Genomic DNA, 21989 nt, shown 5'->3' with positions numbered 1-21989 from the left:
GGGCTAAGCTCGGGAGATGTTGCGGATCTACGACACGCGCGCCCGGCAGGTCGAGGAGATCGCCGCCGGGCGGGCGCTGCGGATGTACACGTGCGGGCCGACGGTCTATCGCTATGCGCACGTGGGCAATCTACGCACCTACGTCCTGTCCGACCTGATCAGACGGGTGCTGGAGCTGCGGCGGGTGCGCGTGCTGGTCTGCCAGAACATCACCGACGTCGGCCACCTGGTCGACGAGTCCGACTCCGGCTCCGATGACAAGATGCTGCTGCAGGCGCGCCTGGAGGGCCGCTCGGTGTGGGAGCTCGCGCGCTTCTACGAGGACGCCTTCGTGCGTGACACCGCCGCGCTCAACCTCCGCCCGCCGGAGCACACGCCGCGGGCGTCGGAGACCATCGACCTGATGGTCGAGCTGATCGCCAAGCTGATCGAGCAGGGGCACGCGTATGCGGTGCCGGACGGGTCGGTGTACTTCGACGTACGGACATTTCCCTCTTATGGCGAGATTTCCGGAAATCGGCTGGACGCGCTCAAACCCGCCCACCGCATCGAAGCCGTCGACCCCCGCAAGCGCTTCCACGCCGACTGGGCCCTGTGGAAGCCGGCCGAGGGCGAGCTGAGCTGGGAGACGCCGTGGGGGCGCGGTTTCCCCGGTTGGCACGTGGAGTGCTCGGCCATGTCGCTGCGGTTCCTGGGCTCGCGCTTCGAGATCCACACCGGCGGGATCGACCTGCGGTTCCCCCATCACGAGGACGAGCGGGCCCAGTCCGACTCGGCCGTCGGGCACGAGGTGGTGCGGCACTGGGTGCATGGGGAGCACCTGCTGTTCGACGGCCGCAAGATGGCCAAGTCCACCGGCAACGTGGTGCTGCTGTCCGATGTGGTCTCGGAAGGGCTGGATCCGCTCGCGGTGCGCCTGGCGTTCCTGGAGCACCGCTACCGGCAGCAGCTGAACCTGACGTGGGACACGTTGCGGGCGGCCGACCGCACGCTGCGCAGGTGGCGGGCGCGGGTGGCCGAGTGGTCGGAGTCCATCAGCGCGCCCATGGCCGGTGACTATGTGAAACGGGTGGAGGCGGCCTTCGACGACGACCTGGACACGCCGTCGGCCCTGCGGATCCTGCGCGAGCTCGAACGCGACGAGTCGGTGCCGCCGGGGGCCAAGTTCGAGGCGTTCCTGCACGTGGACCAGGTGCTGGGGCTGGATCTGTCGACGGAGATCGGGAAGACGCCCGTGCTGCCCGCCGGGGCCGGTGAGCTGCTGGAGGCGCGGGCTCGGGCGCGGGAGGCGCAGGACTGGAGCGCGGCGGACCGGCTCCGGGACGAGCTGGCCGAGCTCGGGGTCCGCGTGTCGGACACCCCGGAGGGGCAGACCTGGTCCTGAGTCATTTCCTCCGCAAGAGGACCCACGTCCCCGCCATCCACCCAAGGGGACCCCAGCCCCGTGCGGCGGGGGCTCCGGTTGCCTGGGGAGGCGGTGAAGGCGGCCGGAGGAGTGATCCCGGGCTGTCAGACTTAGTGCCAGTTCGGCAAGATGGAGGTGTCGGTGAGGCCCTATGCGTGGATGCCGTGGCCGTTGCGGTGGTTCGCTCGGGTGTTGACCGTGCTTCTCGTGCTGGCGCTCGTGCTGGCAGGGGTCCTCGTGTACACGGTGCGGAAGTCGTTCCCGCAGCTGGATGGATCGCTGCGGTTACCCGGTTTGACCGGGAGCGTAGAGATTTATCGTGATAAATCGGGAATTCCGCACATCTATGCCGACAGCGCCGCGGACCTGTTCATGGCCCAGGGCTTCGTGCACGCCCAGGACCGTTTCTACGAGATGGACTTCCGCCGCCACACCACCGCCGGCCGCCTCTCGGAGCTCTTCGGCAAGTCCACGCTGGACAACGACAAGGCCCTGCGCACCATGGGCTGGCGCCGGGTCGCCGAACAGGAGCTGCCCGAACTGGCCCAGAAGACCCAGGACTTCCTGAACGCGTACGCGAAGGGCGTGAACGCGTGGCTCAGCGCGAACCCGAACGCCTCTGACCGCAGCCTCGAATACTCCATCCTGAAGCTCCAGAACGGCGACTACCACCCGGAGAAGTGGACCGCGGTCGACTCCCTGGCCTGGTTGAAGGCCATGGCGTGGGACCTGCGCTCCAACATGGAGGACGAGATCGACCGGGCGCTCGCGCTGACCAAGCTGCCCAGGGAGCGGGTCGAGCAGCTCTACCCCGGCTACCCGTACGACAGGCACTCCCCGATCGTCACCGAGGGCGCGATCGACCACGGCCGCTTCGACCAGCTGGCGGTGCCCAGGCAGCGGGCCACCGCGGCGCTCACCCAGGCGGCCAAGACGCTGGACGACGTGCCGGAGACGCTGGGCACCGAGGACCGCGACGGCATCGGATCGAACTCGTGGGTGGTCTCCGGCGAGCACACCGCGAGCGGCAAACCCCTGCTGGCCAACGACCCGCACCTGTCCCCGCAACTGCCGTCCGTCTGGTACCAGGCGGGGCTGCACTGCCGGAAGATCACGGAGGAGTGTCCGTACGACGTCACGGGGTTCACGTTCTCCGGCGTGCCCGGCGTGGTCATCGGGCACACGGACAAGATCTCGTGGGGCTTCACGAACCTGGGTCCCGACGTGGCCGACCTGTTCCTGGAGCAGGTGGAGGGGGACACGTACCTGTACAGGGGCGAGCAGGTCAAGCTGGAGACCAGGCAGGAGCAGATCAAGGTGGCGGGCGGCGCGCCCGTCACGATCACCGTCAAGAGCACCCGGCACGGGCCGCTGATCAACGAGGTGATGGACGGCGCCCAGCCCAGCGGCGAGGCGAACGCGGTGGCGTTGCAGTGGACGGCGCTGACGCCGGGCCGGACCGCCGACGCCATCTTCGCGCTGAACGAGGCGGGCGACTGGGAGCAGTTCAAGGCCGCGGCGGCGCTGTTCGACGTGCCCTCCCAGAACCTGATTTATGCCGACACCTCCGGCAAGATCGGCTACCAGGCGCCCGGGCGCATCCCCGTCCGCGAGAACGGCGACGGCACCTGGCCGGTCCCTGGCTGGACCGGCGAGTACGACTGGAAGACCGCGCCCATCCCGTACGACCAGCTGCCTTCCGTGGAGGACCCGGCCGAGGGGTTCATCGTCACGGCGAACAACGCCGTCATCGACCCCAGGCGCTATCAGCCCCTGCTGACCAAGGACTGGGCGTACGGCTACCGTTCCGAGCGCATTCGTGACCGCATCAAGGAGGCGATCGGGAAGGGCAAGATCGACGCGGCGACCATGTCCGGCATCCAGCAGGACACCTCCAACGGTTTCGCGGAGACGCTGGTCCCGGCCCTGATGCGGGTGGACCTGGCGGGGCCGGGCGGCGAGGCCAGGCAGTTGCTCAAGACGTGGGACCGTACGCAGGGGCTGGATTCGGCGGCCGCCGCGTACTTCAACGCGGTCTGGCGTCAGGTGCTCGTGCTGACGTTCAACGACGACCTGCCGGAGGGGGCCAGGCCCAGCGGAGGGGACCGCTGGTATGACGTGATCAGGCGCCTGCTCGACCTTCCGGACGACCCCTTCTGGGATGACGTGACCACGAAGAACCGCAAGGAGACCCGGGACGACATCCTCCGGCAGGCGATGGCGTCGGCGTACCAGGAGGTTTCGGAACGCCTGGGGCCGGACGTCAAGTCGTGGCGGTGGGGGGACCTGCACCAGCTGGAGCTGGTCAACGGCTCGCTGGGCACGTCCGGCATAGCGCCCGTCGAGGCCCTGTTCAACCGCGGGCCGTTCGCCGTTCCGGGCAACAAGGACGCCGTGAACGCCACGGGCTGGAACGTTCAGCGGGACTACGCGATCACCGCCGTGCCTTCGATGCGCATGATCGTCGATCTGTCGGACCTGGACAAGTCCCAATGGATCAACCTGACGGGCGCCTCCGGCCACGCCTTCCACGAGAACTACTGGGACCAGACGGAGGCCTGGACGAGGGGCGGCCTGCTGCCGATGTACGCCAAGCCCGAGTCGATCAAGAAGGCGGCCGCGCACACGCTCAGGCTGACGCCCTGAGCGTTGTGACGCCCGCCCACCTACCAGATGTTGATCGCCGCATTCACGTCGGCATGCGCGGCATGCCCGCAGGCCGTGCATCGGAACTCGGCTTGGGTGAGGCGGTTCTCCTTCGCGCAGTGCCCCACTCCAGCACATGACCGACCAAGTTCCGGGGTCGCTGACCGACACGAATCCCAGGCACGGTCACCCGCCCGCGGAGCGTCTCCACCGCAGCGGGGTTCGGGGGTAACCCCCGTCCTCCAAGTCGGCCAGGCGTTCGAACACGTTGTACGACGCCTGGTGGCCGCAGACGATGACCGATACGAGCATGGCCAGCAGGTAGAGCGGCAACATGGGCAGCCCGACGCACCAGGCCCACTGCGTGGCGTGCCGCCCTTCGTGCCGGACGAGCCGGTCGTCCAGCGCATCCCACCTGGTCAGGACGACGTTTCCGACGGTGAACGCCCCCGCGATGGGGAAGCGGTAGCGGTAGCCGAAGGCCAGGATGAGCCCGTTGGGACCGGGCTGCCTGGCCGCGCCACCGATGATCGAGATCAGCAGACCGAGCGGCGTCGCGAGATTGAGGTAGTTCGCCGCGCGCCGGAACCGGAAGCGCCTGTCCATGCGTCTCAGTCTTGACCAATCTTGACAAGTCGGAATAATGATCCCCGTCCTGAAACCTCCACAAGAGCAGGATTATGAGATTCTCCATCCTGGGCGCGCTGCTCGGCACCGTTGCACTGGCAGGAGCCGGCGGAGTCGCGATCACCCAGACGTCAGCGACCGGTCCCCTACGATCCACTGACACCTCTCGAGGCGCACTAGGCGCGCAGGTGGCTTTAACCACCGACCCGACCACGAGTCCGAGTCCAACGGCGACGCCCACAGCGACCCCCACAGACGGGGAGTACACCGCCACCACGAAGGTAGTCAAGCGGCGAGGCATCTCCTACCTAGACGTATCCATCACGAATTCCGAAGCGGCCCTCTTCCTGGTCAAGCAGCGAGTGTGCAGGGGCAGAACCTGCAAGACGGCCAGCGTCGACATTCCGGTCACCACGGGCGCGGCAGAGTCCACGACGAGGATCGGCCGGGGCACGTACAAGAAAAGGGGCAAAGCGTCCATCGGCGTGACGCCGCTCCCCACGGTGACAGTGACTGAGCAGGTCACCGTCACAGTCACGGAGCCCGGCCCGACCGTAACGGAGACGTTCACGTGTCAGCCGAGTGTCGAGCCGACGGAGACCCTCCCCCCGACGGACGTCCCCACGGACACCGCCACACCGACGGCGACGGGAACGGAATCCCCGCCGGCCACCACGAGCCCACCGGTAACCGAAACACCGACTGAGACCCCCACAGAGACACCGACTGAGAACCCGACGGAAACTCCCACGGAGCCTCCGACCGAAACTCCGACTGGGACCCCGACCGACACCGTGTCCCCAACGGTGAGCCCCACGGAGATCCCCACTTGCCCGCCGCCGTCAGAGGTTCCCCCGGAGCCTCCGACAGACACGGCGACGCCGACTGACACCAGCGTCCCGACCGACACCAGCGTCCCGACCGACACCAGCGTCCCGACGGACACGGCGACGACCACACCGACGGAAACGGCCAGCACTCCCGCCCAGTGACACGGGATGCGACCAATGAGCGGGCCAGGCCTGGCGCCTGGCCCGACTCATGCCCGGGCAGATCTTGCCGCCGGCGCGCCAAGGCCCATAGGCCGTTCACCCGTGCCGGAAGAAGCTAAAGGGTCCTGTACCGGCCCTCGTGGTAGAGCAGCGGCGCCCCGTCCGACGGCGTGCCCAACCCGGTCACCTCGCCCACCACGATCGAATGATCCCCACCATCGTGTACGGCCGTGGTAGCGCACTCCACGGTGGCGATCGCCCCGTCGAACAACGCCACCCCCGACTCCCCCCGATGATGCGGCCACCGCTGAACCTGCCCGTTCAAGGGCCGCCCCCGATGGGCGAAGAACCGCGAGGCGTCCTCCATGGAGGCGGGCAACACGGACACCCCCCACACCCCGGCCTCCATCACCGCGTCGTGAAACCGGGCCACCTTCTCCGCGCAGAACAACACGAGCAGCGGATCGAGCGACACGGAGGTGAAGGAGTTCACCGTCATCGCGTGATCGACCTCGCCGAGCCTGGTCGTGACGATCGCGACTCCGGTGGCGAAGCGGCCGACGACCTTGCGGTACGTTCCCGGGTCTTCATGCCGCTCTATGGAATGCACGAAGTTACTTTATGCCGCTACGTCGGATTTTTCGGAGGGTACCCCTTCAAGAGCCACGACCCCCCACCCGACGAGGGCGAAAGCAGGTAGGCCGCCACAAGTCCCACCAACCCTCCGTACAGGTAGATGTATCCGGGAGCGCCCTGCGCGATCACCAGATCCCCCGACCCCAGTTGCAGCGTGAACGGCATCGTCACCAGCAGCCACCCGACCGCCGTCACGAAGACCCCGAGCCGCGCCCGCATCAGCTTGCCCGCCCCCAGGCACACCCCGAACAACGCCAGCACCCAGACCCCCGCCGCGAGCGGCAGCGGGCCGATCTGCCACACCGGATGCGTGAACCCGCCCACGACCCCCATGACGACCCCCAGCACGAACAGCATGCCGTACGCCGCCCCGCCCAGTGCCGACTCGGCCTGGCTGCGATGTTCCATGTCGAACGAGATTAGTGGATCCCCGCGAAGAGATCGTTCTCGCGGGTATGCGGTCCGCCGAGACCCCCGGCCTCGATGGGCGGCCCGGGGACCGGCGGCCCCGGCACCCCGATGGCCAGGGTGTAGTGCTCGACCCCCATCACCTCCTGCCCGATGTTGTTGGACAGGGCGAACCACGGGTCGGCCACGCTGATCTGGGTGGCGTGCGCGCGCATGGCCTCCAGCTTGTTCCCGATCCACGGGCGGGCGTCGATCTCGGTGGTGATGTCCTCGTCCTGGCTGCCGAACGGCATGTCGTCGACGTCCTCGGTGATGAAGTCGACGTCGGCCACGCGCAGCGCCTCCGCCGCGCGGCGCAGAACGGACCTGGCGACGGCTGTGTGGTAGAACTTCGCGATCTGCCACGGCTCACCCTCGCCGAAGTCCGGTTTCGCGGCCAGCTCGAACGCTCTGCGCGAAACGCGGTGCGCCTGGATGTGGTCGGGGTGGCCGTAGAACCCGTTGCCGTCGTACGTGACGAGGACCTGGGGGCGTACCCGGCGGATGACCTTGACCAGTTCGCCCGCCGCCTCGTCGAGGTCGGCGCGCCAGAACGCGTCCGGGTGGTCGTTGGACGCGACGCCCATCATCCCCGAGTCCCGCCAGCGCCCCGGCGCGCCCAGGAAGCGGTGGTCCTCGACGCCGAGCGCCTGGCAGGCCGCGTCCAACTCCCCGATCCGGTACGGCCCGAGCGCGTCGTCCTGGTCGGCGGCCAGGTGGGCGAGGTCCCCGGGGATGATCTCCCCTTCCTCCCCGAGCGTGCAGGTCACCAGCGTGACGTGGGCCCCCTCGGCGACGTATTTCGCCATGGTCGCGCCGGTGCCGATCGACTCGTCGTCCGGATGGGCGTGCACGAGCAGGAGCCGTCGATCCGTCATGGCCACGAGGGTAGCAATGGCAGGATTGAATCCATGAGCGAGAGCTTCCCCCGTCTGTCTGCCAGGACCCGCCGGTTCACCCTCGGGGTGCCCAGGAGCTTCACGATCTCCCCGGACGGCGGCCGGGTGATCTTCCTCCGGACGAAGTCGGGCACCGATCCGGTGACCTGCCTGTGGGAGCTCGACACGGAGACGCACGTCGAACGCCTGGTCGTCGACCCGCGTGCGCTCAGTGCCGACGAGGAGGACCTGCCGCCCGAGGAGCGGGCCAGGCGCGAGCGCAGCCGCGAGGCGGCGGGCGGAGTGGTCGCCTACGCCACCGATTCCAGCATGACCAGGGCCTGCTTCGCCCTGTCAGGCGGCCTGCACGTCGTGGACCTGCCGAGCGGTCAGACTCAGCGCCTCGACACGCCGGGCGCGGTCATCGATCCCCGCATCTCCCCCGACGGGCGACATGTCGCCTACGTCACCGGCGGCGCTCTGCGCGTGCACGACCTGGTCACGGGCCAGGACCGCGCGCTGGCCGTGCCGGAGTCGGAGACGGTGACGTACGGGCTGGCCGAGTTCATCGCCGCCGAGGAGATGGACCGGATGCGCGGCCACTGGTGGGCGCCGTCGAGCGACGCGCTGCTGGTCGAACGCGCCGACGAGGCCCCGGTGCGCACCTGGCACATCGCCGACCCGGCCAACCCGGACCGTCCCGCGACGGCCCAGCGCTACCCGGCCGCCGGGACGCCCAACGCGGTCACCGAGCTGTACGTGCTGGGGCTCGACGGGTCGCGGGTCGCGGTGCCGTACGACGAGGAATACCTCACGACGGCGGCCTGGGACTCCCACGCGCTGTCGATCGTGACGCTGACGCGCGACCAGAAGACGATGCGGCTGTCCACGGTCGATCCGGCGACCGGCGCGTCCACGCTCGTCCGCGAGGACACGGATCCGGCCTGGGTCGACATCGTCACCGGCGTCCCCGCGCACCTCGACGACGGTTCGCTGGTCTGGGTGGCCAATTCCGACGGCGGTCACCGTCTCTTCGTCGGCGACCGCGCGGTCACGCCGCCCACGCTGCAGGTGCGGGCCGTGCTCGACGTCGATCACGACAGCGTGCTGTTCAGCGCGAGCGGTGATCCGACCGAGGTCCACCTGTGGACGTGGGACGGGCATTCGCTGCTGCCCGTCTCGACCCGGTCCGGGGTGTTCTCGGGGCGGATGTCGGGCGGGGTCGGCGTACTGACCGAGCAGAGCCTCGACGCCGAAGGCGTGTCGACCACGGTCGTGCGGCGGGACGGCATGGCGGTGCCGATCCCGTCATTCGCCGAGCGCCCCGGCCTCGACCTGCGGGTCTCGCTCGGCCGTTCAGGCCGCCGCGAGCTCGCTACCGCCGTGGTGCTCCCGTCCTGGCACGAGCAGGGCTCGGGGCGGCTGCCGGTCCTCATGGATCCGTACGGCGGCCCGCACGCGCAGCGGGTGCTCAACCGGCGCGGCGCGTTCCTGGAGAGCCAGTGGTTCGCCGAGCAGGGCTTCGCCGTCATCGTGGCCGACGGCCGCGGCACCCCCGGCAGGGGCGTCGACTTCGAGCGGGCCGTGCTCAACGACCTGGCGTCCCCGGCGCTCGAAGACCAGATCGACGCCCTGCAGGGCGTGGCGGAGCAATATCCCGACGATCTCGACCTGACGAGAGTGGCCATCCGGGGTTGGTCCTTCGGCGGATTCCTGGCCGCACTCGCGGTGTTGCGCCGTCCCGACGTCTTCCACGCGGCGGTGGCGGGCGCGCCGGTGACGGACTGGCGGCTGTACGACACGTGCTACACCGAGCGATACCTGGGCCATCCAGACGAGCAGCCCGACGTGTACGAGAACTCCTCGCTCTTCGCGGACGCCGCCAAGCTGGAGCGCCCGCTGCTGCTGATCCACGGCCTGGCCGATGACAACGTCGTGGCCGCGCACACGCTCCGCCTGTCGTCGGCCCTGCTCGCGGCCGGGCGCCAGCACAGCGTGCTCCCGCTCTCCGGCGTCACGCACATGACGCCGCAGGAGGTCGTGGCCGAGAACCTGCTCCTACTCCAGGTGGACTTCCTGAAGAGATCGCTGGGGGTGCAGCGCGTCGAGCAACCGTGACCCCGGCCGGTCCGATCACGACGACGCCTTTGGAGACCTGGAGACGGCTCAGGAGCGGGTGGTGGTCGGGGTGCCGTGCCAGCTTGCCCAGAGGGCCGCGTACGAGCCTCCCTCCGCCACCAGCTCATCATGCGACCCCAACTCGCTGACCCGACCATCCTCCACGACAGCCACCCGATCAGCATCGTGCGCCGTATAGAGCCGATGCGCGATCGCGATCACCGTCCGCCCTTCGAGCACGGCGGCCAGCGACCGCTCCAGATGCCTGGCCGCCCGTGGGTCGATGAGCGAGGTGGCCTCGTCCAGCACCAGGGTGTGCGGATCGGCGAGCACCAGCCGCGCCAGGGCGAGCTGCTGCGCCTGAGCGGGCGACACGGCCAGCTCACCGGAGCCCACCTCGGTCTCCAGCCCCGACGGCAACCCCAGCACCCAGTCCAGCGCGTCCACTGCCTCCAGCGCCGTCAGCACGGCCGCGTCGTCGGCGTCGGGCCGGGCGATCAGCAGGTTGTCCCGCAGGGTTCCCTTGAACACGTGGTGCTCCTGGGTGACCAGCGCGACATGCCCCCGCAGGTCGTCCAGCGGCAGCTCCACCAGCGGCACCCCGCCGACGGACACGGATCCGGTGCGCGGCCCGTGGATCCCGGCCAACAGCCGCCCCAGCGTCGACTTCCCGGCCCCGGAAGGCCCCACCATGGCCAGCCGTTCCCCGGGTTGCACGGTCAGCGACACGCCGTGCAGCACGTCGCGTCCCTCCCGGTACGCGTACCGGACGTCGGAAGCCTCCAGCAGCTCGCCCGTGGGCTGCGAAGCGGAGGCCGCCCGATCGTCGGGCACGTTGGCCACCCCGAGCAGCCGAGCCATCGCGGCCCCGCCCACCTGCAGCTCGTCGATCCACATCAGGAACCGGTCCAGCGGATCGATCAACTGCTGCGCATAGAGCGTGGCACTGGCCACCTGGGCCAGCGTCACCCACTCGTTGGTGTAGAACAGCCCGCCGACCAGCAGCGAGGCCACCACCGGGATGACATAGCCCAGCTCCACCGCGGGATACCAGATGGTTCGGAGCCCGAGGGTGTACCGCTCGGCGGCATAGGACCGGCCGATGTCGGCATCGGCCCGCGACCAGCGTCGCTCCTGGAGCCCGAGCGCCTCCACGGCCCGGGCGCCTTCGACGGTCTCGGCCAGTCCTTCGGTCATGTCGGCGTAGGCGGCGTTCTCCCGGAGATATCCGTCCCGCGCCCGCCTCAGATACCACCGGGTGGAGACGTAGATCACCGGGCCGGCGATCAGCATCGGCAGCATCAGCAACGGGCTGACCAGCAACAACGCGCCAATGGTGATCACGAAGGTGACCAGCGCGATCAGCGTCTCCGGCACCGCGTGCCGCACGGTGCGCGACAGCGAGTCCACGTCACGGGAGGTCCGGGTGATCAGGTCACCGGCCCCGGCCCGCTCGACGGTGGACAGCGGCAGCCCGAGCACCCGGTCCACGAACTCCTCGCGCAGCTCGGCCAGCACCTTCTCGCCGAGCCTGGCGGAGGCCAGCACCGCGTACCGCATGAGGACGCCCTGCAGCAGCAGGAAGCCGCCGATGGCGGCGGCCACGACGATGACGTTGACCTCGAGGCCGTACTGGAGGTCCTGCACCAGCTCGCCGAGCTGCCACGGCACGACGAGCCCGGCGACGGCGGCCAGCCCGTGCAGGAGCAGGGCGAAGGCGAGCCGGCGCGGATATTTCAGCGTCAGCCGCCTGGCGTAGGCACGCACCTGTTTCCGATCGGCGACAGGCAGGATTTCGCGGGCCATGAGTCAGTCCTCCCCACGAGTCACGGTCGCCGAGTATTCGGGCGAGTTGTCCAGCAAGTGCCGGTGTGCTCCCTCGGCCAGCACTCGCCCGTCCTCGACGTAGATCACGTGGTCGGTACGGTCGAGCACCAGCGGGCTGGTCGTGCAGATCAGCGTGGTCTTGCCAGCGCGGGCCTTGGCCAGCCGCTCGGCGATGCGGGCCTCGCTGTGGGCGTCGACGGCGCTGGTGGGCTCGACCAGGATGAGCACCTCGGGATCGGCCAGCAGCGCCCTGACCAGGCGCAACCGCTGCTGCTGCCCGCCGGAGAACTCCCGCCCGGACTCGGTCACCCGCGCGTCGAGCCCGTCGGGCAGGGCCTCCACGATGTCCTCGGCGCAGGCCGCGTGCAGGGCCTGGCACACCTGCTCGTCGGAGGCGTCACCGCGTACGTCCAGCTCGTCGCGCAGCTTCCCCGTGAACAGCCGCGCGTCGTTGCCGGCGACCAGGATCCGGGAGCGGACCTCGTCGATGGGCAACGTCGCCAGCTCCGAGGCGCCGAAGGTGACGTCGCCGCCGGCGTATCGGCCGAGCCGGTCGGCGATGGCGATGGCATGCTCGGGGGCGTTCGCGGCCATGGCGGTGAGGGAGCCCGGCTGGACGGTGACGCCGCTGTACGAGTCGCGCAACACGCCGCCTTCGCTGCTCGCGGTGCCGCCGGTGACCTCGGGATCGATGGCCAGGATCCGGATCACGCGCCCGGCCGCCACGTGCCCCTTGGTGAGCTTGTCGGCGGCCTCGGTGAGCGTGCGCATGGGCCCGATCAGGAACACCGCATAGAGATAGAACGCGACCAACTGCCCGGTCGGGATCTCACCGGCGACGGCGAACGAGGCCCCGACCCCCGTGACGATGGCGATGAGCAGGCCGGGCAGCAGGATCTGCGCGCCTTCGAGCACCGACTCCACCCCGGCCACCCGCACACCGGCGTGCCGCACGCGCTGCGACTCCTGGCGGTAGCGCTCGGCGAACACCTGCTCGCCGCCGATGCCGCGCAGCACCCGCAACCCCGCCACGATGTCGGCGGCCCTGGTGGACAGCTCACCGGTGAGCTCGCGCTGCCTGCCCTGCCGCCGGTGCAGCGGCCGCAGCAGCGGCCCGACGGCGACGGCCATGAGCGGCACCCCGAACAACACCAGCAGCCCCAGCGGCAGCGAGGTCGAGATGAGGATCACGGTGACGGTGACGATCGCCACGACCGCGCCGGTGCCGCGCAGCAGGATGTCCATGGAGCTGCCGATATGGGCGATGTCGGAGTTGCCGACGCTGACGACCTCGCCGGTCGAGAGCCGCTTCGGCAGCGTGGCGCCCAGCCTGGTGGCCTGCCGGGTGGTCACCTGCACGGTGCGGTAGGCGGCGGCCAGCCAGTTGTAGACGGCCATCCGGTGCCGCATGATCCCGGTGAACGCCTGCAGCAGCCCCAGTCCGAGCAGGATCGACGCCCACATCAGCAGGGCCCCGGAGTCCTTGGCGGTGACGGCCTCGATGCCCTTCCCCAGCACCGCCGGCATCAACGCCTGCACCAGCCACCACAGGGTCGCGAAGCCGATGCCCGCGAGCAGGGATCGCGCCTGCCGCCGCGCGTTCCACCACAGGTAGCGGAACGGGCTGCGGATGTCGGGCATGCCGGGATCGGCCTCAGGAAGGGAGCGCATAGCCAGACAAGGTTGGCCTGTGGCCCCTGTGCCCGGCAAACGGTTTTCGCCCAGGTAGAGCGTCCGAAAAGCCGTTATCTGCACGACAGCAGGCCGCCGTGACCAGGATCACGTTCCGCACCTGACCTTTACGAAGCTCAGACATACACCCTGTGTAACAGAGGGTCACCATCTGTGATGGAGTGGGGGGCATGAGCCCCGAGGACCTCCTCCTGAAGACCGGCCGGTTCCTGCGCAGGTCGGTCACGAGCGGCGACCTGCGTACCGTCTACCTGACGGGCGGCACGGAAGGCGACACCTTCTACCGCGACCGGTGGAGTCACGACAAGGTGGTCCGGTCCACGCATGGCGTGAACTGCACGGGTTCGTGCTCGTGGAAGGTGTTCGTCAAGGACGGCATCATCACGTGGGAGACGCAGGGGACCGACTACCCGAGCGTGGGTCCCGACCGCCCGGAGTACGAGCCGCGCGGCTGCCCGCGCGGCGCCGCCTTCTCCTGGTACACCTACTCGCCGACGCGGATCCGCCATCCGTACGCGCGGGGCGTCCTGGTCGAGATGTACGCCGAGGCGAAGCGACGGCTCGACGACCCCGTTGCCGCCTGGGCCGAAATCACGACAAATCCGGAAAAAAGGGAAAAATACCAGCGGGCCCGAGGCCATGGCGGGCTCGTCCGGATCACCTGGGACCTGGCCACCGAGATGATCGCCGCCGCCCACGTCCACACCATCAAGACGTACGGCCCCGACCGGATCGCCGGATTCTCCCCCACCCCCGCCATGTCGATGGTCTCCCACGCCATCGGGTCCAGGTTCGTGTCGCTGATCGGCGGCACCATGCTCTCCTTCTACGACTGGTACGCCGACTTGCCCGTGGCCTCCCCCCAGGTGTTCGGCGACCAGACGGACGTGCCGGAGTCGGCGGACTGGTGGGACGCCGCGTACCTGATGATCTGGGGCTCCAACGTCCCCGTCACCCGCACCCCCGACGCCCACTGGATGGCCGAGGCCCGCTACCGGGGCCAGAAGGTCGTGGTGATCAGCCCGGACTACAACGACGCCGCCAAGTTCGCCGACGAGTTCCTGAGCGTGCGCCCCGGCACGGACGGCGCGCTGGCCATGGTCATGGGGCACGTGCTGCTCAAGGAGTTCTTCGTGGACCGCGAGACGCCCTGTTTCACCGACTACGTCAAACGCTTCACCGACCTGCCCTTCCTGGTCCGCCTCAAGGAGCATGAGGACGCGTACGTGCCCGGCGGTTTCCTGACGGCGCAGGATCTGGGCTCCCAGGAGGAGGCCGCCGCCTGGAAAACGGTCTTCCTCTCGGCGGAGACCGGCGAGCCCGTGGTGCCGAACGGCTCGGTCGGCTTCCGCTGGACCGACTCCGGCAAGGGCCGCTGGAACCTGAACCAGGACACCAACCCCAAACTCACCCTGTATGGCGAAAAATCCGTAGAAATCCGGCTGCCCCGCTTCGACAACGGCGATTCGATCCGCCGCGGCGTACCGGTCGTACGAGTGGGCGACCACCTGGTCACCACGGTGTTCGACCTGCTCTTGGCCCAGTACGGGGTGCCACGCGCACAACTACCCGGGACGTGGCCCACCGGCTACGACGACTCGGCGCAGCCGTACACACCGGCCTGGCAGGAACCGATCACCGGGGTGCCCGCCCACCGCGCTATGAAGATCGCCAGAGAGTTCGCGAAGACAGCGGAGGCGACCCGTGGCCGCTGCATGATCATCCTGGGCGCGGGCACCACGCACTGGTTCCACGGCGACACGATCTACCGGGCGTTCCTGTCCCTCCTGCTGCTCACCGGCTGCCAGGGCCGCAACGGCGGCGGCTGGGCACATTACGTGGGCCAGGAGAAATGCCGCCCGCACACCGGCTGGGCACTCCTCGCAGGCGCATCGGACTGGTCACGACCACCAAGACAGGCCCCGGGCACGGCCTTCTGGTACCTCCACACCGACCAGTGGCGCTACGACCGTTTCGACGCCTCGGAGCTGACGTCACCGCTCGCCCAAGGCCTCTTCGCCGGCAAGCACACGGCCGACCTGGTAACGGAGTCGGTGCGAAACGGCTGGCTGCCGATGTCGCCCGCCTTCGACAGAAACCCCCTGGACCTGGGCGACGCCGACGACCCCATCGCCTACACCCGCGAAGAGCTCAATTCAGGCAGGCTCCGCCACGCGGCCGAAGACCCCGACAACCCCCGCAACTGGCCCCGCATCCTGACCCTCTGGCGCTCGAACCTGTTCGGCTCCTCGGCCAAGGGCAACGAATACTTCCTGCACCACCTCCTGGGCGCCGACTCCAACCTGGAACACCCCGACGAGCAGGCCCCGAAAGGCAAACTGGACCTCCTCCTGACGCTCGACTTCAGGATGACGTCCTCCACGATCTTCTCCGACATCGTCCTCCCCGCAGCCACCTGGTACGAGAAGTACGACCTGTCATCCACGGACATGCACCCGTTCGTGCACGCGTTCAACCCGGCGATCAACCCACCCTGGGAGACAAAGACCGATTTTTCCGCCTTTCACGCCATCGCCTGCGCCTTCAGCGCCCTCGCCGAACACCACCTGGGTATACGCAGGGACGTGGTGGCGGTCCCGTACCAGCACGACACCCCGAACGAGATCCCCGACCAGCACCGGCAACCCATCCTCGAGCTGGTAGAACGCGACTACGGCGCGACAGCGGAGAAACTGGCGGCGCTGGGCCCGCTGACGGAGAAACTCGGCCTCCAGATCAAGGGCGTGACGTTCATGCCCGACGCGGAGGTGACCTGGCTGGGCGAGCGTTGCGGCCTGGTGCCGCGCGGCGTCGCCAAGGGCAGGCCCGAACTGGACACCGACGCCAAGGCGTGCGAGACCATCCTCGCCCTCTCCGGTGTGAGCAACGGCAGGCTGGCGGCCCAGGGCTTCCGGCAACTCGCCCAGCGCACCGGCACGAGCTTCGACGGCCTGGCCAACGAGGGCCACCGCATCCTCTTCTCGGACACCCAGGCCGGACCCACCCATATCGCCACCAGCCCCGAATGGTCCGGCAAGGAGGCGCACAACCGCCGCTACTCCCCCTTCACCATCAACGTCGAACACGGCAAACCCTGGCACACCCTCACCGGACGCATGCACTTCTTCCTCGACCACGACTGGATGCACGAGTACGGCGAAGCACTCCCCATCTACCGCCCCCCGCTCGTGTACGGCGAAAGCGACACCCTGTGCTACCTGACCCCGCACAGCAAGTGGTCCCTGCACTCCGAATTCCAGGACAACCTCCTCATGCTGAGCCTGTCGAGAGGCGGCCCGACGATCTGGATGTCCACCCAGGACGCCGCCAGGATCGGAGTGTCGGACAACGACTGGATCGAGGCGGTCAACCGCAACGGCGTGGTCGTGGCCAGGGCCGTCGTCTCCCACCGCATGCCGCGGGGCACCGTCTACATGCACCACGCCGAGGACCGCCTGATCGACGTGCCGAAGTCGGAGGCGACCGGCAAGAGAGGCGGCATCCACAACGCCCTCACGAAGATCCTGATCAAGCCCACCCACCTGATCGGCGGCCACGCCCAGCTCTCGTACGGCTTCAACTATTTCGGCCCCACCGGCAACCAGCGAGACGAGGTCACCACCATCCGCCGCAGATCCCAGGAGGTGGAGTTCTGATGAAGATCATGGCCCAGGTCGCCATGGTGATGAACCTCGACAAGTGCATCGGCTGCCACACCTGCTCGGTCACCTGCAAGCAGACCTGGACCAACCGCCCAGGCGTCGAGTACGTCTGGTTCAACAACGTCGAGACCCGGCCAGGCCAGGGCTACCCCAGACGCTACGAGGACCAGGACCGCTGGCAGGGCGGCTGGACGCTGACCCCCGCAGGCCGGCTCAAACCGCGAGCGGGCGGAAGGTTGCGCAAACTCCTCAGCATCTTCGCCAGCCCCCGCATGCCCTCCATCCAGGACTACTACGAGCCCTGGACCTACGACTACGAGAACCTCACCAGCGCCCCTCTCTCCGGCGACATCCCGGTCGCGCCCCCGCGCTCGCTGATCAGCAACGAGCCGACGAAGATCCGCTGGAGCGCGAACTGGGACGACAACCTCGGCGGCGACCCCTCGCCCGACCCGGTGCTGTCCAAGATGGAGGAGCAGGTCAAGCTGGAGTTCGAGCAGGCGTTCATGTTCTACCTGCCGCGCATCTGCGAGCACTGCCTCAACCCGTCGTGCGTCGCCTCCTGCCCGTCCGGCGCCATGTACAAGCGGGCCGAGGACGGCATCGTGCTGGTGGACCAGGACAGGTGCCGCGGCTGGCGCATGTGCGTGACGGGCTGCCCGTACAAGAAGGTGTATTTCAACCACAAGACCGGCAAGGCCGAGAAGTGCAACTTCTGCTTTCCCCGGGTCGAAGTGGGCCTGCCCACGGTCTGCTCGGAGACCTGCGTCGGGCGGCTGCGCTACCTCGGCGTCATGCTGTACGACGCCGACCGCGTGACAGAGGCCGCCTCGGCGCGGAACGAGCGCGACCTGTACGAGTCCCAGCTGGACATCTTCGTCGACCCCGACGACCCCGCGGTCGCCACCGCCGGACTCCCGGCCGAATGGGTGGCGGCCGCCCGCAGATCCCCCGTATACGACCTGATCACGAAATACCGGATAGCGCTCCCCCTGCACCCGGAATACCGCACTCTCCCCATGGTCTGGTACGTCCCGCCGCTCTCCCCCGTCGTGGACGCCCTGACCGGCACCGGCCACGACGGCGAGGACGCGGGCAACCTGTTCGCCGCCATCGAGTCGTTGCGGATCCCGATCGGCTACCTGGCGGAGCTGTTCACCGCCGGCGACCCGGTGCACGTGACCGCCGCGCTGCGCCGCCTGGCCGCGATGCGGTCGTACATGCGCTCGGTCAACCTGGGCGAGCAGCCGGTCCTGGCCGACGCGGGCCTTTCCGAGGACGACATACACGCGATGTACCGGCTGCTGGCCCTGGCCAAGTACGAAGACCGCTACGTGATCCCGACCGCCTACGGCAACGTCCCCGGCGTCGTGGAGGAGGCCGGCTGCAGCCTGGACTACGACGCCGGGCCGGGCATGCAGGGCCCGTTCGGCGAGGCGTGTGGCAGGCCGACCCCGGTCTCGATCGAGAGCTTCCACGGCCTGAAACACCGCCAGACCAGCGACGAGGTCACCCGCGACCGGGTGAACCTCCTCAACTGGGACGGCCGGGGCACCCCAGCCGGGCTGTTCCCGCCAAAAAGGGGAAAATCATGAAAAAGGCTGTCATCTGGCAGGCCGCCGCCCATCTGCTCGCCTACCCCGACGAACGCTTCTGGCGCCGCCTCCCGCTCATCAAAGAGGCCGCCCAGCCGCACTTCGGCGACTTCCTCGTACGAGCGGCGGACCTCGGCCCCGGCGAGCTGGCCGCCCACTACGTCGAGACGTTCGACCTCCAGCGCCGCTGCTGCCTCTACCTGACCTACTACACCGACGGCGACACCCGCCGTCGCGGCCAGTCGCTGGCCGCACTGAAACAGCGCTACCGCACGGCGGGCTGGGACCTGATGGACGACGAGCTCCCCGACTTCCTCCCGGTGATGCTGGAGTTCGCCGCCCTCGACCCCTCGGGCGCGGCCCTGCTCAGAGAGCACAGAACCGGCTTGGAGCTACTGCTGGCGGCCCTGAAGGACCGCGACTCGCCGTACGCACACGTGATCGGCACGGTGTGCGCGGGACTCCCGCCGATCACCCCCGCGGAACGGGCGGCGGCCATGCGGCTGGCCGGGGACGGGCCACCCGCCGAGACCGTGGGCGGATACCTGTGACTTCGGCCGAAAGCCTGCTCTGGGTGATCTCGCCATACGTCACGATCGTGATCTTCATCGGCGGCCTCATCTGGCGCCACAAGTACGACCGGTTCGGCTGGACCACCCGCTCCTCCCAGCTCTACGAGGGCCCGCTGCTGCGCATCGCCAGCCCCCTGTTCCACTACGGCCTGCTCTTCGTGATCGTCGGCCACGTGACCGGCCTGCTGATCCCCGTGAGCTGGACCGACGCCATCGGCCTGTCCAACGACGCCTACCACGTCAACGCCCTCATCTGGGGCGGGCTCGCGGGCCTGGTCATCCTCGTGGCGCTGGCCCTGCTCATCTACCGCCGCCGCACCAGCGGCCCGGTGTTCCTGGCGAGCACGGCCAACGACAAGACGATGTACGCGGTGCTGGCCGCGGCCATCGTCGCGGGCGTGGTGACGACGGTCGCGGGTTTCGTGCCCAGCGAGGTCAGCTACCGGATCACGGTCGGACCCTGGTTCCGCGGCGTCTTCACCTTCCAACCGGACGCCGAGGCGATGGGCCGCGCGAGCGTTCTTTACAAGGCGCACACCCTCATCGGGATGGCGCTCATCGTCCTCTTCCCGTTCAGCCGCCTGGTGCACGCGCTTACCGCCCCGTTGGGCTATTTGTTCCGTCCTTACATCGTGTATCGGTCCCGCCCCCGATAGCGCGCCGAGGTGCCCGGCAGGGGTGTGGGTAGGCCAGAATCGACCCTTGTGAAGCACGGGTACACCAACAGCACGGTCGGCGACGGCGCCCTGGTGGTCAAGTGTTACCAGGGTCCCGAGGCGGCGTTCAGGCTGAGCACGGAGAGCAGATACCTGCGCCGCCTGCGCGGCCGCCTCCCGGTTCCCCGCGTCCACCAGGTCACCTCGACCAGCCTGACCACCCGCTTCGTCTCCGGCGCCCACGGCCAGGACCTCCTGGACGAGGGCCGCGCCGTGGAGGTGCTCACCGAGTGCGGCCGCATCCTGGCCCGCATCCACCGGCTCGGCATCGTGCACGGCGACTACGGCCCGCAGAACCTGCTGTTCGACCCGGCCACGTTCGAGGCGACCGCGATCCTGGACTGGGAGTGGGCGCACCCCGGCCACCCGGTCGAGGACCTGGCGTGGTGCGAGTGGATCGTCCGCAGCCACCACCCCGAGCACGTCCCGCTGCTCCCGCACTTCTTCTCCGCGTACGGCGACCCCGTCCCCGAGTGGCCCGAACGCCAGGCGGCCATGGTGGAACGCTGCCGCGGCCTGCTCGACTTCTGCGCCCGCTGGGAGCCGGGCGGGGGCGGCGAGAAGCTCTGGCGCGAACGCCTCGACGCCACGACCGCCTGGACGGAGTAGCCCAACGGCCGCCTTTGACGAGTTCTGTCGGTGCCCTTTGCTTGACTCGGGGCATGACCCGGCAAGTGATCCTAGTTCTCGGCGCGACGGGCTCCACCGGCCGGCGCGTGGCAGACCTGTTGCGCGCCACCGGTCATCCCGTGCGCGCGGCCTCCAGGAGTGGCGAGACCAGGTTCGACTGGTCCCGCCCTGACACGTGGGAGGCGGCCGTGTCCGGCGTGTCGGCCGTCTATCTCATGGCCCCCGACGGCACCCCGGTCGACCCGTCATTCGTGTCGCTGGCGGTGGAGCGGGGCGTCGAACGCATCGTGTTGCTGTCGAGCACGGCCATCGAGACCATGGGCGACGAACGCCTGATGTCGGCCGAGCGCACGGTCCGCGACTCCGGCGCCGAGTGGACGATCCTCCGCCCGAGCTGGTTCGACCAGAACTTCGACGAGGGCTTCTTCCGCCCCGCGATCATGGCGGAAGAGGTGATCGTGCCGCTCGGTGACGTCCGCCAGGGGTTCGTGGACGCCGGCGACATCGCCGCCGTGGCCGCCGCGGCCCTCACCGAAGACGGTCACGCGGGGCGTTCCTACGAGGTCACGGGGCCACGCTCGCTGACGTTCGGGGAGGCGGTGGAGCTCATCAGCGCGGCGATCGGCCGCGAGATCCGCTACCTGGGCGGGGACGAGGACTACATCGCGGCCCAGGGGTTCTCCGGCGCGGCGATCAGCGAGGCCAAGACGTTCGCCGCCCTGCGCGACCTCGGCGACCAGCCGGTTTCGGAGACCGTGCCCCAGGTGACGGGCCGGCCCGCCAAGGACTTCGAGACCTACGTCGCGGAAGCGGCATCCAAGAGGGTCTGGCGGATGTAAAGACGCACGTTCCCGGTGGGGCGGAAGCCCGTTACCGAGCCCGCAGGTCCCGTACCAGCGCCACCGCCGCATCGAGGAACCCCTTCTCCCGTTCGCTCACGCCCTGATCCACACCCCGCCTGGCCTTGACCTGGTCGAGCCCACCCCCGAAGTCCATGGCCGCACCGAGTCCCGCCAGCAGCGCGACGAGCACCGATCGCGCCAGCGCGGCGAGCTCGCTCTCCGGATCGACCGCGACCTGCGCGAGGATCACCGCCGACATGGCGCAGTCCAGCCCTGGCGGCCCTTCCTCGGTGTTGGCCCAGTCGATCACCACCGGCCCCCGGACCGTCAGCATCACGTTGTCCGGATGCAGATCCAGATGCAGCACCCGATCTCCGAGATCGGCGGAGGCCAGGGCCGGGATCTCGTGCAACCGGAGCAGTAACCCGGCGAGCGTGTCCCCGGTCTCCTCAGGCGTGATCGAGCCCTCGATCACGGCTTCCAACATGGTCGGCCCGGACAACCGCCCCATCACCAGATCGGTGTCCGACTCGTCGCCGGGATAGACGTCGGGGACGGGAAACCCGCGCTCGCGCACGTAGACCATGACCGCGGCCTCCCGCCCGACATCGGTGGCGGTCCGGTAGCGCCGCAACACCCGTTCCCCGTCGATCGCGTACACATCCGCACTCCGCCCCGACCCCAGCAGCTCTCCGATCTCCATG

18 protein-coding genes are annotated in these 21989 nt (G+C 69.1%); 10 read left to right on the top strand and 8 right to left on the bottom strand.

Annotated elements, in window-relative coordinates; translation table 11 throughout:
- The first annotated feature begins 16 nt into the window (after positions 1–16).
- Both cysS and ACFLIM_RS12460 read left to right on the top strand, forming a co-directional pair.
- Complete coding sequence (gene cysS / locus ACFLIM_RS12465; protein WP_393164670.1) at positions 17–1384, top strand: cysteine--tRNA ligase; 1368 nt, start codon at positions 17–19, stop codon at positions 1382–1384.
- Positions 1385–1564: 180 nt separating this feature from the next.
- Positions 1565–4051, top strand: a complete 2487-nt coding sequence (locus ACFLIM_RS12460; RefSeq protein WP_393164844.1) for a penicillin acylase family protein — start codon at positions 1565–1567, stop codon at positions 4049–4051.
- Between the two features lie 20 nt (positions 4052–4071).
- Here ACFLIM_RS12460 and ACFLIM_RS12455 read toward each other — a convergent pair whose 3' ends face one another.
- Both ACFLIM_RS12455 and ACFLIM_RS12450 read right to left on the bottom strand, forming a co-directional pair.
- A complete protein-coding gene (locus ACFLIM_RS12455) occupies positions 4072–4179 on the bottom strand; it encodes a zinc ribbon domain-containing protein (protein WP_393164669.1) in 108 nt (35 codons plus the stop codon).
- 58 nt (positions 4180–4237) lie between these two features.
- Positions 4238–4657 (bottom strand): hypothetical protein, encoded by a 420-nt coding sequence (locus ACFLIM_RS12450; RefSeq protein WP_393164668.1) that lies wholly within the window; start codon positions 4655–4657, stop codon positions 4238–4240.
- A gap of 74 nt (positions 4658–4731) precedes the next feature.
- On the opposite strand from ACFLIM_RS12450, the gene ACFLIM_RS12445 reads away from it, so the two are divergent.
- On the top strand, positions 4732–5670 hold the full coding sequence (locus tag ACFLIM_RS12445) for a hypothetical protein (protein ID WP_393164667.1): 939 nt from the start codon (positions 4732–4734) through the stop codon (positions 5668–5670).
- A 115-nt stretch (positions 5671–5785) separates the two neighbouring features.
- Here ACFLIM_RS12445 and ACFLIM_RS12440 read toward each other — a convergent pair whose 3' ends face one another.
- Genes ACFLIM_RS12440 through mshB form a run of 3 tightly spaced genes read right to left on the bottom strand, consistent with a single transcriptional unit; the run spans position 5786 to position 7631 of the window.
- Positions 5786–6280 carry a flavin reductase family protein gene (locus ACFLIM_RS12440; RefSeq protein WP_393164666.1) on the bottom strand — a complete coding sequence of 165 codons (495 nt, stop codon included), beginning with the start codon at positions 6278–6280 and terminating at the stop codon, positions 5786–5788.
- A 17-nt stretch (positions 6281–6297) separates the two neighbouring features.
- Positions 6298–6714, bottom strand: coding sequence for a DUF6113 family protein (locus tag ACFLIM_RS12435; protein ID WP_393164665.1), 417 nt, complete (start codon positions 6712–6714; stop codon positions 6298–6300).
- A gap of 11 nt (positions 6715–6725) precedes the next feature.
- Positions 6726–7631, bottom strand: coding sequence for an N-acetyl-1-D-myo-inositol-2-amino-2-deoxy-alpha-D-glucopyranoside deacetylase (mshB, locus tag ACFLIM_RS12430; protein ID WP_393164664.1), 906 nt, complete (start codon positions 7629–7631; stop codon positions 6726–6728).
- Between the two features lie 33 nt (positions 7632–7664).
- Between mshB and ACFLIM_RS12425 the strand changes: the two genes are divergently transcribed.
- Positions 7665–9749, top strand: a complete 2085-nt coding sequence (locus tag ACFLIM_RS12425) for a S9 family peptidase (RefSeq protein WP_393164663.1) — start codon at positions 7665–7667, stop codon at positions 9747–9749.
- 48 nt (positions 9750–9797) lie between these two features.
- On the opposite strand, the gene ACFLIM_RS12420 is transcribed toward ACFLIM_RS12425, so the two are convergent.
- The gene (locus ACFLIM_RS12420; protein ID WP_393164662.1) at positions 9798–11555 is read right to left on the bottom strand and encodes an ABC transporter ATP-binding protein; all 1758 of its coding nucleotides are present in this window, start codon (positions 11553–11555) and stop codon (positions 9798–9800) included.
- 3 nt (positions 11556–11558) lie between these two features.
- Entirely contained in the window at positions 11559–13247 is a 1689-nt protein-coding gene (locus tag ACFLIM_RS12415; protein WP_393164661.1) for an ABC transporter ATP-binding protein, read from the bottom strand.
- Between the two features lie 191 nt (positions 13248–13438).
- Here ACFLIM_RS12415 and ACFLIM_RS12410 point away from each other — a divergent pair, with 191 nt between their 5' ends.
- From ACFLIM_RS12410 to ACFLIM_RS12385, 6 genes are all read left to right on the top strand, one after another.
- Positions 13439–16924 (top strand): nitrate reductase subunit alpha, encoded by a 3486-nt coding sequence (locus ACFLIM_RS12410; RefSeq protein WP_393164660.1) that lies wholly within the window; start codon positions 13439–13441, stop codon positions 16922–16924.
- Positions 16924–18525: a nitrate reductase subunit beta gene (narH, locus tag ACFLIM_RS12405; RefSeq protein ID WP_393164659.1), complete on the top strand. Its 1602-nt coding sequence runs from the start codon at positions 16924–16926 to the stop codon at positions 18523–18525. Before ACFLIM_RS12410 ends, narH begins: the two co-directional genes overlap by 1 nt.
- The gene (narJ, locus tag ACFLIM_RS12400; protein WP_393164658.1) at positions 18522–19076 is read left to right on the top strand and encodes a nitrate reductase molybdenum cofactor assembly chaperone; all 555 of its coding nucleotides are present in this window, start codon (positions 18522–18524) and stop codon (positions 19074–19076) included. The genes narH and narJ overlap by 4 nt, the downstream gene beginning before the upstream one ends.
- A complete protein-coding gene (gene narI / locus ACFLIM_RS12395; RefSeq protein ID WP_393164657.1) occupies positions 19073–19753 on the top strand; it encodes a respiratory nitrate reductase subunit gamma in 681 nt (226 codons plus the stop codon). The genes narJ and narI overlap by 4 nt, the downstream gene beginning before the upstream one ends.
- Positions 19754–19801: 48 nt before the next feature.
- Positions 19802–20422 carry a phosphotransferase gene (locus ACFLIM_RS12390; protein ID WP_393164656.1) on the top strand — a complete coding sequence of 207 codons (621 nt, stop codon included), beginning with the start codon at positions 19802–19804 and terminating at the stop codon, positions 20420–20422.
- Between the two features lie 65 nt (positions 20423–20487).
- On the top strand, positions 20488–21282 hold the full coding sequence (locus ACFLIM_RS12385) for an SDR family oxidoreductase (protein ID WP_393164655.1): 795 nt from the start codon (positions 20488–20490) through the stop codon (positions 21280–21282).
- A 31-nt stretch (positions 21283–21313) separates the two neighbouring features.
- On the opposite strand, the gene ACFLIM_RS12380 is transcribed toward ACFLIM_RS12385, so the two are convergent.
- Entirely contained in the window at positions 21314–21988 is a 675-nt protein-coding gene (locus ACFLIM_RS12380; RefSeq protein ID WP_393164654.1) for a phosphotransferase, read from the bottom strand.
- Position 21989: the final 1 nt, after the last annotated feature.

The sequence above is a fragment of the Nonomuraea marmarensis genome (assembly GCF_043197025.1).
Classification (GTDB): domain Bacteria; phylum Actinomycetota; class Actinomycetes; order Streptosporangiales; family Streptosporangiaceae; genus Nonomuraea; species Nonomuraea marmarensis.
This window is presented reverse-complemented; position numbering and strand designations above follow the sequence as displayed.